At 71.8% G+C, this 12,910-nt stretch carries 14 protein-coding genes; 6 read left to right on the top strand and 8 right to left on the bottom strand.

Annotated elements, in window-relative coordinates; all coding sequences use genetic code 11:
* Positions 1-176 precede the first annotated feature (176 nt).
* Positions 177-1,199 carry a hypothetical protein gene (locus BJ964_RS45550; protein ID WP_188126471.1) on the top strand — a complete coding sequence of 341 codons (1,023 nt, stop codon included), beginning with the start codon at positions 177-179 and terminating at the stop codon, positions 1,197-1,199.
* On the opposite strand, the gene BJ964_RS45545 is transcribed toward BJ964_RS45550, so the two are convergent.
* From BJ964_RS45545 to BJ964_RS45525, 5 genes are all read right to left on the bottom strand, one after another.
* Positions 1,122-1,346, bottom strand: a complete 225-nt coding sequence (locus BJ964_RS45545; protein ID WP_188126470.1) for a hypothetical protein — start codon at positions 1,344-1,346, stop codon at positions 1,122-1,124. The two genes, BJ964_RS45550 and BJ964_RS45545, sit on opposite strands and share 78 nt — an antisense overlap.
* A gap of 121 nt (positions 1,347-1,467) precedes the next feature.
* The gene (locus BJ964_RS45540) at positions 1,468-2,073 is read right to left on the bottom strand and encodes a hypothetical protein (RefSeq protein WP_229807150.1); all 606 of its coding nucleotides are present in this window, start codon (positions 2,071-2,073) and stop codon (positions 1,468-1,470) included.
* Positions 2,074-2,356: 283 nt separating this feature from the next.
* On the bottom strand, positions 2,357-3,010 hold the full coding sequence (locus BJ964_RS45535) for a hypothetical protein (protein WP_188126469.1): 654 nt from the start codon (positions 3,008-3,010) through the stop codon (positions 2,357-2,359).
* 165 nt (positions 3,011-3,175) lie between these two features.
* Positions 3,176-4,165 (bottom strand): permease prefix domain 1-containing protein, encoded by a 990-nt coding sequence (locus BJ964_RS45530; RefSeq protein WP_188126468.1) that lies wholly within the window; start codon positions 4,163-4,165, stop codon positions 3,176-3,178.
* Positions 4,162-4,521, bottom strand: a complete 360-nt coding sequence (locus tag BJ964_RS45525) for a PadR family transcriptional regulator (RefSeq protein ID WP_188126467.1) — start codon at positions 4,519-4,521, stop codon at positions 4,162-4,164. The genes BJ964_RS45530 and BJ964_RS45525 overlap by 4 nt, the downstream gene beginning before the upstream one ends.
* Before the next feature lie 189 nt (positions 4,522-4,710).
* On the opposite strand from BJ964_RS45525, the gene BJ964_RS45520 reads away from it, so the two are divergent.
* Complete coding sequence (locus tag BJ964_RS45520) at positions 4,711-5,175, top strand: Asp23/Gls24 family envelope stress response protein (protein ID WP_188126466.1); 465 nt, start codon at positions 4,711-4,713, stop codon at positions 5,173-5,175.
* 76 nt (positions 5,176-5,251) lie between these two features.
* Positions 5,252-5,842: a hypothetical protein gene (locus tag BJ964_RS45515; RefSeq protein WP_188126465.1), complete on the top strand. Its 591-nt coding sequence runs from the start codon at positions 5,252-5,254 to the stop codon at positions 5,840-5,842.
* A gap of 105 nt (positions 5,843-5,947) precedes the next feature.
* On the opposite strand, the gene BJ964_RS45510 is transcribed toward BJ964_RS45515, so the two are convergent.
* Both BJ964_RS45510 and BJ964_RS45505 read right to left on the bottom strand, forming a co-directional pair.
* Positions 5,948-6,466: an RDD family protein gene (locus BJ964_RS45510; RefSeq protein WP_188126464.1), complete on the bottom strand. Its 519-nt coding sequence runs from the start codon at positions 6,464-6,466 to the stop codon at positions 5,948-5,950.
* Between the two features lie 26 nt (positions 6,467-6,492).
* On the bottom strand, positions 6,493-6,885 hold the full coding sequence (locus BJ964_RS45505; protein WP_188126463.1) for a DUF2752 domain-containing protein: 393 nt from the start codon (positions 6,883-6,885) through the stop codon (positions 6,493-6,495).
* 522 nt (positions 6,886-7,407) lie between these two features.
* Here BJ964_RS45505 and BJ964_RS45500 point away from each other — a divergent pair.
* Entirely contained in the window at positions 7,408-8,760 is a 1,353-nt protein-coding gene (locus BJ964_RS45500; protein ID WP_229807151.1) for a protein adenylyltransferase SelO, read from the top strand.
* 106 nt (positions 8,761-8,866) lie between these two features.
* Here the strand turns inward: BJ964_RS45500 and BJ964_RS45495 are convergent, their stop codons facing one another.
* Entirely contained in the window at positions 8,867-10,255 is a 1,389-nt protein-coding gene (locus tag BJ964_RS45495; RefSeq protein WP_188126462.1) for an aminotransferase-like domain-containing protein, read from the bottom strand.
* Here BJ964_RS45495 and BJ964_RS45490 point away from each other — a divergent pair.
* A complete protein-coding gene (locus BJ964_RS45490; RefSeq protein ID WP_188126461.1) occupies positions 10,254-11,216 on the top strand; it encodes a DMT family transporter in 963 nt (320 codons plus the stop codon). The genes BJ964_RS45495 and BJ964_RS45490 overlap by 2 nt on opposite strands.
* A 72-nt stretch (positions 11,217-11,288) precedes the next feature.
* Positions 11,289-12,905 (top strand): TM0106 family RecB-like putative nuclease, encoded by a 1,617-nt coding sequence (locus BJ964_RS45485; protein WP_188126460.1) that lies wholly within the window; start codon positions 11,289-11,291, stop codon positions 12,903-12,905.
* The last annotated feature ends 5 nt before the right edge of the window (positions 12,906-12,910 follow it).

Below are 12,910 nucleotides of genomic sequence, written 5' to 3'. Positions count from 1 at the left end.
AGCACACCGCCGGTGACCGTGATCCCGGAAAACTACGGATTGTCATCGAGTTGAGAATGTCCTCGATGGCCAGTGCGACGGCCAGAAATATGGCCACTGAGTTGCCGCGATCCGGATTTCCCAGAGTCCAGTATGGGCCGATGATCTGGGGGGATAGGGTCACAGAGAGTTACAGTATGAATGCTGGGCCGGGCCGGACACGGATCCCGCGCCAGCGGCGCAGCACGGCCGCGGACCGGGCCCGCCTGCGCCGCCTCGCCGAGACGGGCCTGCTGGGCGCCCTGTCCCAGGAGGAGCGACGGCGCCTGCTTCCGGCCGCCTACGAGGTGGCCTATCCGATCGTCTACGACGTGATCACCCGTCGCATCGCCCGTAACCGGGGGCACAACGCCTGTAGTCACGGGCTGCGGCACATGGAGGAGTCCTGTCTGGACGGCTTTCACGATGATCTTGAAGCGGTGGCCGAGCACCTGCTCGCCGTCACCCAGCCGATCACCGACCTGGAGGGCTGGCTGGCCCGCCGCGCGCAGAACGCCGCCATCGACGGCCACCGGCGGCGGCGCGGCGAGCAGGGCGCCCTCCAGCGCCCGCGGATGACCAAGACGCTGTCCGAGGGGCTCGGCGATCCGTGGCTGCGCGAGCTGGCCCTCAAGATCCTCACCTGGGTGGGTCTGCCCGGCGGCGTCGGCGTCACCGTGTGGCCACTGGACAGCTGGGCCCGCGACCGCGCCGACCACACCGGCGATCACCGGGGCAGCACCCCGGCCCGGGTGCAGGCCGACATCGACCGGGTCCTCGCGGTGATGCGCCGCCGCCCCGACTGGTACGAGCGCAACGTCGAACGCCCCCTCGGCCGCAAGACCACCCCGGTCGGCGGCTCGCCGGGGGAGCGGATCGGCGAACCCCGCCCGCTGCTGGTGCTCGACGCGGCCGAGGCCGGCGAGGCCCGGTTCGCGGACCTGGCCGCCCTCGCCGTCGAGGCGATCCGGGCCCGGCTGAGCCGTGACGAGGACCCGACCGTCACCGTGGTCACCGTCCTCACCACCCTGTTCCTCAACGGCAGCGGCGCCGACGAGATCGACCGCGCCCCGGGCGGGGGTTCACTCGCCGAGGACCGGCTGTCAACCGTGCTCGGCGATCCCGCCGCCGTCACCGCCCTGGTCCAGCGGGTCCTGCGGATCGTGCGCGGGCCCGGATAGCAACCGTTCGAGAGCGCGGCGGCGGTCGGCGGCGAACTTCCCGACCTCCGCCGCGTCGTGCTGTTCGAGGGCGACACGGGCGGCCTCCGCCAGCGCCTCCTCGAGAAGACGCCGGATCCGCTCCTCCTGCCCCGGGGTGAGTTCCATGAGAGGGCTACCGGTCGCGATCTTCGATCATGAACAAATGATGACTGATCATCCCGGCCTCTTCTCATACCGTCTGCGGCGCACACCTAGAACTGGCGGACGGGACGGCGGGTGAGCCGGATCAGGCCGCGCGGACCACCTCGGTAAGGCGCGCGAGCGCCTCCGTGCCGGACAGGTGCCCGCGGTGCAGCACGGTCAGATCCTCCACCGCACAGGCGGGCGGCGTGCACCCGCCGGCCCGCGCCAGCGCCGGCCGCAGCCTGGCCCATCCGGCCACCGAGGCGGTCAGCACCCGCTCCATCTCATCCACCGGCATCCGGTCGCTGAGCTGCCGCATCGCCTCCTGGCGGATGTCCCAGAACGACCACACCTTGGTCTCGTCGAGCAGCTGCACCACCGGATCGGTCCGCAGGTACCGCAGCGCGATCTCGATCACCCCGGGCCGCCCGTCCCCGATCAGGTCGTCGACCATCCGGTGCCGCGCGTGCCCGCCCGCCACCTCGTAGAACGTGCTCCGCGACCCGCGCGGCCCGGCCTGCTCCACGATGCTCTTCCAGGTCAGCTCGGCCGGCGCGTCCAGCAGCGCCTCCGCCGCCCGGTAGTAGATCTGCCGGGTGTGCCAATGATTACGCCGCGGGGCGGTGTTGCCGGCCAGCCGCCGGACCCACCCGCCGACGGCCGTCCCGTCGAGCTCCGCGACCGTCTCGGTCCGGGCACCCATCGTCATCGGTCGCTCCGATCGGCTCGGCGAGGCGTTCTTGAGGCCGATTCTGTCCGCCCGGGAAGATCAACTTAAGCCCCCGATGGACCGTTTCCACCCCGCTGTCCGGTTGCGCTCGGCGCGTATCACCCTTCAGAGCATTTCCGGTACGCCTACCCGTACCCGATCGTGCAGACCCGCGAGGCGCTGCCGGGTCCGGCCCGCGGCGCGCCCGCCGGGCGTTGCCGCCGGGAGACCTCAAGGCACGACAGGGCGCCCCGGCATCGCCGGGGCGCCCTGTCGTTCACCACTATTTCTTTTTCTTCTTGCCCTTCTTGCCGCTGCCGGCCGCGCTGGCCATCGCCGCCACCCGCAGAACGTGCTCCTCCGCGGTCTGGGTCGCGATCCTCAGGATCTCCGCCTCCCGGCCCGCCTCGGTGAAGTCGTTGCCGGGCTTGTTCTCGGCGACGAACCACTCGGCCCGTTCCACCATTCTCAGCAGGTCGTTGATCGCGCCCGGGTGCGTGCGGCACAGCTCGACCGCGATCCGTATCCGCCGCTCCGGGATACCGGCCAGGTACTCCGGCAACCCGGCCCGCCAGGCCAGCGGATGCACCAGATACCCGGCCGGCAGGTTGCCCGGACCGCCCAGCGACCGCAGGATCCGCAACTGATCCACCTTCAGCGGCGGCGACTTCATCCCGGTGTAGGCCATCCCGCCCAGCGCCAGCACCACCACGAGAGCGATCGCCAGCACCGGATTGCCGCTGCCGATGGCCAGGATCAGCCCGAGCCCCACCAGGACCAGCGCGCCGCCCGTGAGCGTCGCGGAGTTGCCGGTGGAATCGGACACGGTACGCCGCGCCTCGTCGATGTACTTGCGGATCACACTGTCCAGCTGTGGATTCACCGGCTTCCACTCATCGTGGCGTACCGGCATGCCATGTGCGGCAACCTTCGTCATGGGGGGTCGCTTCCTTCCCGAACATCCGTGTCTGGGACCGGCGGAGCGATTGCCCTGGCCACGTTGCAGACCGTGCCTCTCTCCGGCAGTGCCGCGAGAATCGGCACGGCGCAGGGCGACCTGAGGGCAATCTTTCCCCCTTCTTGCCGCGACCCTCCCGAACCGTCAGGACAGCGGGGCGCTGAACTCCCGCCCGGTGCCCGGCACCGGCGTCGCCAGTCCCCGGCGGGCACGCTCGGCGCGCACCGCCACCTCGACGACGTCGTAGAGCGCGCCGCCCACCGCGATGCAGATCGTGATGCCGGTCAGCCAGGCCAGCGGGTCCGTGGCGCCCCAGTCCAGGGTGGCGACCCACTCCGGGTTGAAGAACCGCTCGTTCGCGGCCAGCCACGTCACCGGGATCGCGAACATCGCCGCGAGCACCGCGTTCACCACCGCCACCGTGCGGGACCAGGCGCCGCGACGGAACAGCCAGACGGAGTAGACGCCCTCCAGGATCAACACCCCGATCAGGTACGGCCACCAGAACGACCAGTTCGCCGGATCCAGCACGGGCACCTCGGTGAACGCGAACTGCTGGAGCACGATGACGGCGATCAGCAGCACCGCCCATCCGAGAGTGGCGACCAGCTGCACCGGCGTCGGAGCGCCCGGCTCGTAACGCGGCAGATCGGCCGGCGACCAGGCCCGGCCGCGCATCTCGCCCCGGGCCACCCCGGTGCGCTCCAGGATCGCGAAGGTCAGCGTCACCCAGAACACCATGTGCGCGCCGGCCGTCAGCGCCGTGCCGACCGCGGTCCCGATCACCTCGCCGATCGAGGCGTCCTCCAGGATCCGGATGACCACCATGACGGCGACCACGATCGGCAAGACGATGGAGAGCAGCATGACGATGATCCGCTGCCAGACCGGGTAGAAGACCGGGCCGATCAGGTAGTGGGGGCGGTCCGCGTACCCGTCGGCCAGCCGGTCCGGGTCGCCCAGCTCCAGCAGGGTCTGCTCGACCGCGGCCGCCCGGTCCTGGCCGCCGTCGATCCGGGCGTCCACCGCGTCCTCGATGGACGTGCGCAACTCCCGCTCGATGTCCGAGCGCTGCCCCTCCGGAACCCGGCGCAGCACGGTGAAGACGTAACGGTCGATGAGGCTGGTGGTCACTTCTCACTCCTTGAATCGGTGCCGGCGGGGTGGTCCAGGTCTCCGATCGCCTTGTCCAGCCGCACCCACTCGTCGCGCAGCGCGGCCGCGATGGCATCGCCCTGCTCGGTGGTGCGGTAGAACTTGCGCGGCCGTGCCTCATCGGTGTTCCACGAACTGGTCAGCAGGCCCTGCGCCTCCAGTCGCCGCAGCAGCGGGTAGAGCGTGTTCGCCTCCACCTCGAACCCGGCCGTGCTCAGCGTTTCGAGCAGCGAGTACCCATACCCCGGCTCGCGGAGGACGGTGAGGCTCGCGACGACGACCGTGCCGCGGCGCAGCTCCTGCAGGTGACCGGAGAGCGTCGCATCCATTGTCATGCCACTCACCATAGTGTGTCTCACACACTATCGCAACAGGCGCGCTATCGTGTCAGCGATGAGCGGGGCTGCCGGGCCGCAGAAGTCGGCGGTCCGACACATGACTGGCACGAGTCCGTGAGAGGTGTGAGCGAGACTCACTAGTAGGCTCTCGCCTGGTTTCCGAAAGGCACAGGCAGAGGGACGGATATGAGTGACGAGGCCGAATTCCACGCGGACCGGACGCAGGAGTTCTACCTGCCGGCCGTGGTTCCGGCCGTGCCACCGCAGCACGGCGGGGCCGAGGTCATCGAGGTGGCCGCCTACCGCGGCGACACCAAGTTCGAGCGCGAGGTGATCGAGAAGATCGCCGCCTCCGCGGCCAAATCCGTTCCCGGCGTCGCCGAACTCGGCGGCGACGTGGCCCGCTTCCTCAACTCGGTGCTCGACAAGATCGGCCTGGACAAGGTCGGCGACGCCACCCGCGGCGTCTGGGCCAAGGTGGACGGCACCGACGTCGAGATCACCGTCATCCTGGTGATCAACGCGGGCGAGGTGGTCTCCGACGTGACCGCCAACGTCCGCCACGAGGTCATCGAGGCCGTCGAACGCTACGGTCTGCACGTCAGCGACTGCACCGTCAAGGTCGACGACATCCGCCTGCCCGAGGCCTGACCACCGAATCGCCCGGTGAGGGCTCCCGGCGGCCGGTAGGGTCGGTTCGTCGGCGGCCTTTCACCCGGGAGGGGCGATGATCACCGTTCCGGCGGGCAGCAGTCTCACCATGCGCTGCCCGGACACCCAACCCATCGTCCTCGTCTCGCTGGCCGAGGTGAGCGCGCCGTTCCTCGCCGAACTCCCGCCCATCCCGGTGCTCAGCCTCGACGGACCCGGCGTGCGCCGCATCGGCATCCTCGAACTCGTCACCGCCTCCGGCGTCACCTGGGTCGAGGCCGAACTGCGCAACGACCAGCTCACCGTCATCGGCGACGCCCCCACCGACGTGGTCCAGCGCCGGGCCGCCGCCCGCCGCCCCGGCAACTACCCGGCCATCGGCACCGCCGAGATCGAGACCATCGACGGCCGCCAGCGGGTGCCGATCACCGGCCGGGTGGAGGACATCTCCACCGACGGCCTCCTGCTGAGAGCCACGACCGACGACAACCTGCCGGCCCTGCCGTACGGCATCGAGCGCATCCTCCTGCACGTCACCATGCCGTGGGGCGAGATGACCGCCACCATCACCACCGTCGACCAGCGAGCCGACCTGCTACGGGGCACCTTCGAGTGGATAGACCCCAGCGGAGCCACCGAACTGGCCCGCTTCTGCCTCGGCCGCTGACTCCCGCCGCGGGTCGGCGCCGTACCCCGGAAGAACGACGCGAACAGCGAGACGGCCCGCCCAGCGCAACCAGGCGCCGGGCGGGCCGTCAGGCCATCAGCTGAATCAGCGGGTGACGACCGTGCTGACGATCTTGTCAGCGATGGTCTGGCGCTTCGCGTCCCACAGCGGGAACAGGTAGCCGATCAGGCAGATGAGGCCGTCGATGATGTGCGCGAGGTCACGCAGGAACGCCTTGCCGGCGCCGATCGGCTGGCCCGAGTTGACGTCCACCAGCGTGAGGCCCAGCGCCTTCTTGCCCCAGCTCTGCCCGGTCTTGCCGGCGAGGTACCAGCGGTTGTAACCCGACACGACGAACGCCAGCAGCTGGAAGATCCAGTAGAAGGCGTTGACCGTGGGCAGGCCGTTCTCGTCGGTGCCCTGGCCCAGAGTGGAGGCGAGGATGCCGAACGGCGCCGTGATGATGCCGTCGATCAGGTAGGCACCGACGCGCTGGCCCCAGTTGGCGTAGTTGACGGCCGGGCCGCCGTAGGGGGCGCCACCGTAGGGCGCGCCACCGTAGGGCGGGGGCGGCGGGGTCTGGTTGCCGTAGGGGTCGTTCGGGGGCGGAGGCGGGTAGCTCATATTCGTTTCCTTCGTAGGGGGTCGGCTCATCCGAGCCGGTGCAGTTGAAATATCCAGCTCGCCAGGGCGGTCAGCCCGGCGAGCCAGCCCACCTGTCGCCGTCGCGCGGACGACCACGAGCGTGGCGGTTGCAGCACGCCCGCGGCACGTAGCGCCACGAGCGGGCCGGCGACGGCAGTGAACGCCGCCAGACCGAAGATCAGAGGGTTGGCCTGGAAAGCCGTCTCGACCTGGCCGCGCACCAGCGCCACGGCGGCAGTCGTCATACCGCACCCCGGGCACGGCACACCGGTCAGCGTCCGCAACAGACACGGCAGACCCAAGCCGGTACGGGCGGTGACCGTCGGCCAGACCGCCGCCCCCACCGCGACGAGCACGCCGAAGCCGCCCAATCGCTCGGGAACGGAGAACTCACGCATGCACACACCTCTAGATCTCAAAGTTGGAGGATCATACGGGTGTTCGGGCCTTGTCGGCGACCCCGTATCCGCAGCGTGGAACCACTAAACGCCCGTTCGAGTGACCGATTTCCCGCAGTTCCTCCGCCGCCGCGACCGGTTCGGCGCGTAAACGGAGCAACTCCGACACGGTAAGGCGGAACTCGTACCGATGGCGGTGTCCGGCTCGCGACAGTGCCCACCAGAGGCGGCCGGCGCGCCGGCCGGCTCCTCCCCGGAACTCTCAACACGCTGACCGTGTAGCCGACGGTGAAATGGCAATCACGATCAGTCAGGTTCCAAATGGGAATACGGAGAACGATCGTGACCAGTTCATCGCCGTTCGGCGAAATGCCCGAGTCGCAGTACAACGCCCTTCCCGTGCAGGTGGTGCACCACGGCCATGCATTGATCTCGGCGCCCTGGAGGGGTCCTGCCCCGGCGGGCCAGGGCCCGGCGAACCGGGGGCGCTGGGCCCGCGGCTTCCGACGTAGTCTCGATCGGGTGAGCGCCGCCCCCGCCATCCCCCTGACCTCCGTCTTCGCCGACACCTTCCCGGAGATGGCGACCCCCTGGCGGGCCGCTGACCCGCCCGGTCCGCGCCTGCTGATCCTCAACCGCCCCCTGGCGGAGGAGCTCGGCCTCGACCCGGACTGGCTGGAGACCCCCGACGGCGTCCGCTTCCTCACCGGCACCAACCTCCCGGAGCAGGCGAAACCGGTGGCCCAGGCCTACGCCGGCCACCAGTTCGGCGGCTACTCGCCACGCCTCGGCGACGGCCGCGCCCTGCTGCTCGGCGAGCTGCACGGGCGTGACATCCACCTCAAGGGTTCCGGCCGCACCCCGTGGGCGCGCGGCGGCGACGGCCTGGCCGCGGTCGGCCCGATGCTCCGCGAGTACGTGGTCAGCGAGGCCATGCACGCCCTCGGCATCCCGACCACCCGTTCCCTCGCGGTCGTCGCCACCGGGAAGAGCATCGTCCGGGAGAACCTGGCCCCGGGCGCCGTCCTCACCCGGGTCGCGGCCGGCCATCTGCGGGTGGGCAGTTTCCAGTACGCCCGCGCCACCGGTGACGCCGACCTGCTGCGCCGCCTCGCCGACCACGCGATCGCCCGTCACCATCCGCACGCCGGGAACGCGCTGGAGCTGTTCCAGGCGGTGGTGGGCGCGCAGGCCGAACTGATCGCGAAGTGGATGCTCACCGGGTTCGTCCACGGTGTGATGAACACCGACAACATGACCATCTCCGGCGAGACCATCGATTACGGTCCGTGCGCCTTCATGGACGCCTTCGACCCGGCCACCGTGTTCAGCTCGATCGACGAGACGGGCCGCTACGCCTACGGCAACCAGCCGGCGATCGCCCAGTGGAACCTGGCCCGCCTCGCCGAGTCGCTGCTGCCGCTCTTCGACGACGACCAGGAGAAGGCGATCGTCCTGGCCACCGAGGCACTGGGGGCGTTCCGCACCCGCTACGCCGCCGCCACGATCACCGGCATGAGCGCCAAGCTGGGCCTCAGGACCGGCAACGCCCCGCTGGCCGAGGACCTTCTCGCCCACCTGGCCGCCGAGAAGGCCGATTTCACCTCGTTCTTCCGCAGGCTGGCCGCGGGCGAGGAGTCCGGTGAATGGGTCGACCGCTGGCGGGCCGAGAACCCCGACACCGAGGCGATGAACCGGGTCAATCCCATCTACATCCCCCGGAATCACCTGGTCGAGGAAGCCCTGGCCGACGCCGAGGTCCACCACCTCCTCGAGGCGGTCACGTCACCCTTCGACGAGCGCCCCGAACTGGCCCGCTTCGCGGCCCCGGCTCCGCCGGACTTCGGCACCTATCGGACCTTCTGCGGAACCTGACAAAACCCATTTATCGTACGGGTCAGGCCCGGTACCGCCCCACCCCGCGAGCCGCCGCGAACGCGGGCGTCTGCCGCGCCCGCCGGGCTGACCTGCCCACTCCGGCTCAGAGCAACACCCGGCGGAGGCGCTGGACCGCCTCGTCCATCGTCTCCGCCCCGGTGGCCGCATAGGTCAGCCGCAGGAACGGCCCGGGCGGCTCGGTCGCGTGCCAGGCCCGCCCGGGAAAGACGATCACCCCGGCGGCAGCGGCGGCAGCGGCCACCGCCACGTCGTCGGCCCCGTCCGGCAGCCGGACCCACAGATGCAGGCCCCCGCGCGGGACCACCGCCGGCACCAGGCCGGGCAGATGCCGCCGTAGCGCATCGAGCAGAGCCGCCCGTCGATTGCCCAGCTCGGCCCGCAGCCCGCGACGATGCCGCCCCCACGCCGGGCTGGTCACGAACTCCACAGTGGCCTGCTGCAACGGCCCGGACACGAAGAAGTCGTCGAGCAGCCGGGCGGCCCGCAGCCGTGCTCCCGCCGGACCGCGCGCCCCGAGCGCGGCGACCCGCAGCCCCGGCGCCGCCGACTTGGTCAGCGACCGCAGGTGGATGACGTGACCGTGCGGGTCGGCCGACGCCAGCGGTGCGGGCGGGTCCCCGTCGATGGCCAGGTCGCGGGCGTAGTCGTCCTCGATCAGGAACGCCCCGGCGTCCTGCACGGCGGCGAGCACCTCCGGCCGCCGGGCGGGGGAGAGGGTCGCGCCGGTCGGGTTCGCGAACAGCGGCTGGCAGTAGAACAGCCGCGCCCCGGTGCGGGCGAACGCCGCCGCCAGCTGGTCGGGCCGCACCCCGTCGTGGTCGGCCGGCACCGGCACCACACGCAGCCCGGTGGCGTGGGCGGCGGCCAGCGCCCCGAGATAGGTGGGCGACTCGACGAGCAGGGTGTCGCCCGGCCCGGTCAGCGCCCGCAACGTCGACGACAGCGCCGCCTGACCGCCCGGGCAGATCACCATGTCGTCGGCGCGCAGTCCGCCACCGGCCTCCCGGGCGAACCAGGCCCGCAGATCCTCCCGCCCCTCGACCGGCCCCCGCTGCCACGCGGCCGGCTGACGGGCGGCCCGGGCCAGCGCCGCCCCGAGCGCGGCGGCCGGTTGCAGATCGGCGTCCAGGTAACCGCCGGACAGCGGGATCGCGCCGGACGGCGGTAACGCCAGTAACGCCTGCATCTCCTCCTCGCCGAACCGCCGGGGGCCCAGCGCCACCGTCTGCCAGGACAGGTCGGGCGCCGCCGCCGGGCCGGGGCGGGCCGCCACGAAGGTGCCCCGCCCGGGCCTGGTCTCCACCAGCCCTTCCGCCACGAGCTGCCGGATCGCCTCGGCCACGGTGACCGGGGAGGCCTGGTGCCGGAGGGTCAGCTCACGCACCGACGGCAGCCGTGTCCCGGCCGTGGCGGTGCCCGCCAGCACTCGTAGATCTTGGACGACCCGATCGGCTGCGTTACTGTTACCCATGAGGGACAAGAGTAACGCTACTGTCGCCGGCGCGATAACGGCCGGAGCCCTGGGAGTGCTCGGTTTCAGCCTGTCCCTACCGGCCACCCGGGTGGCGGTGCAGGAGCTGGACCCGTGGTTCGTGGCGTTCGGCCGGGCGGTCGGCGCGGCCGTCCTCGCCGCGGCCTACCTGTGGCTCACCCGGGCGCCCCGCCCGACCGCGGCCCAGTGGCGGCGGCTCGCCGTCGTGGCGGCGGGGGTGGTGGCCGGGTTCCCGCTGTTCACCTCACTGGCGCTGACGAGCGAGACCGCCTCGCACGGCGCCGTGGTCGTCACCCTGCTGCCCGCCACCACCGCGGTGCTGGCCGTCCTGCGCGCCGGCGAGCGCCCACCACCCGCGTTCTGGCTGGCCGGCGGCGCCGGGCTGCTGGCCGTCCTGGCGTTCCTGGCCGCCGGCGGAACCGTCCACGGCACACTGTCCACTTCCGACCTGTACCTGCTGGCGGCCATCGCCCTGTGCGGCCTCGGTTACGCCGAGGGCGGCGCCCTCGCCCGGGAACTGGGCGGCGCCCGCACCATCTGCTGGGCCCTGCTCGTGGCTCTCCCGGTGACCGTCCCATTCACCCTGGCCGCCGCCGGGAGCCATCCACCGCAGGCGGGTCCCACGGCATGGGCGGCTTTCACGTACCTCACGGTGATCTCGATGTTCCTGGCGTTCTTCGCCTGGTACGCGGGCCTGGCCCGGGGCGGCATCGCCCGGGTCGGCCAGATCCAGCTGGTCCAGCCGATCCTGACCCTGCTCTGGTCCGCCCTGCTGCTCGGCGAGCGCTTGGCGCCGTCGGCCGTCGTCGCGGCCCTGGCCGTCCTGGCCTGCGTGGTCCTCACCCAGCGAACCCGGGCCCGGAACCGGCCGGGATGTGGTGACACTGTTGTGCGCCGCCGCCGTGAGAACGCTGATCAACATGTAGGGTCGGGCCCGTGACAGGTCCCCTCTCCGGCGCCGCCCACGTGGCCGGCGATGTCACCGGCACGCTCCGCCCCGAGCAGCCCTGACTTGCGGCCGATCCTGCTCGGCGGCTATGCGGCCAAGTCCTGCCCGCGCGCCGTCCACAACGACTACGACCCCACCGTCCCCCGCCCGGTGCTGCCGGTCGCACCCGAGTTGCAGGCCCTCTACGACACCGGTGTCGACTTCGAGACCGAGATCCTCACCGCCTGGCCGGCACTGGCCCTGCCCGGCTACGTCGACCTGCGCGACCTCGACGGCGACAAACGCGTGCACATCGGCGCGACGGTCGGCGCCATGCGGGCCGGCGCGGCCGTCATCGTCGGTGGCCGGCTCCCCGACGACGTCGCCGGCGGCCGCACCGGCAAGCCCGACATCCTGCTCCGTGACACCGGCGGCGGCTACCACCCGGCCGACATCAAGGCCCACCACGTCCTTGACCGCAAATATGACAACGCCCTGGCCAGTACCCTCAAGGCGCCGTCCTTCGAGGACGCCGTGCCGCTGCCGGACGGCGGCGCGCGACAGCGCGAGGAGGATCTGCTCCAGCTGGCCCACTACTGGCGGATGCTGGAGGCGTGCGGCCACCAGGCCACCCACCCGCGCGGCGCGATCTGCGGCGACGACCGCCCCGGCGACCCGCTGCTCGTCTGGTACGACCTGACGGCCCCCGCCTTCCGCACCTTCTCCCGGACCACCGGCGTCGCCACCCGCAGCGCCCTGGAACGCTACGACCACGAACACGGTTTCCGCCGCCGGGTCGCCGACGTGGCCCGGCACCGCACCGGCGCCGCCGGCGACCCGCTTCCGCTGGTCGATCCGATCGGCCAGGCCGAGTGCGCCACCTGCCGCTGGTCGCCGGTCTGTGTCGACACCCTTCCCGGTACGGACGTGAGCGCCGTCCTCCGTGGCGCCCTCAGCGCCCGCGAATACCTGGCCCTGCGCGCGGCCGGCGTGCACACCGTGACGGACCTGGCCGGCAGCGATCCGGAGAACCTGCTCACCGGCATGTACGGCGCCGAGGTCCCGCACCTGCGTACCCGCGCCTTCCGTCTCCGTAAGGCGGTGACCGCCGCCCGCCTGGCCGCCGCCGGCCTGATCGTGCGCCGCCGTGAACGGGCCGACGTCCCCCGGGCCGCCGTCGAGGTCGACATCGACATCGAATGGGGCGCCGACGACCGCGTCTACCTGTGGGGCCTGCTGATCACGTCGAACGGCGCAAGCCGCTACGAGTCGTTCTTCGACCCGAGGGTGACCACCGACCGGGACGAGGAACTCCTCGCCCGCCGCTGCCTCGACCGTCTCACCGGCCTGGCCGCGGAGACCCCCGACCTGCTGGTCTTCCACTACGGCACCCCCGAGCCCCGCCAGGCCCGCCGCTTCCCGCCCCTGCCGTCCGGCCCCGCCGGCCCGGACCGCTGGATCGACCTGCTGCCACTGGTCCGCGCCACCGTGGACTCCCGCGCCGGCCACGGCCTCAAGGCGATGGCCACCCACGGCCCCGGCCACACCTGGCGCGACCCCGACCCGGGCGGCCTGCAGTCCCAGTCCTGGCACGCCGCCGCCCGCCAGGGCGACCGGGCGGCCGCCACCCGCCTCCTGACCTACAACGAGGACGACGTCCGCGCCACCCTGGCCGTCCGCACCTGGTTGCGGTCGGCCTGACATTG

This window comes from Actinoplanes lobatus, assembly GCF_014205215.1.
In the GTDB taxonomy this organism is placed as follows: domain Bacteria; phylum Actinomycetota; class Actinomycetes; order Mycobacteriales; family Micromonosporaceae; genus Actinoplanes; species Actinoplanes lobatus.
The sequence above is the reverse complement of the archived record's forward strand: the minus strand, read 5'-3'. Positions and strand labels throughout refer to the sequence as shown.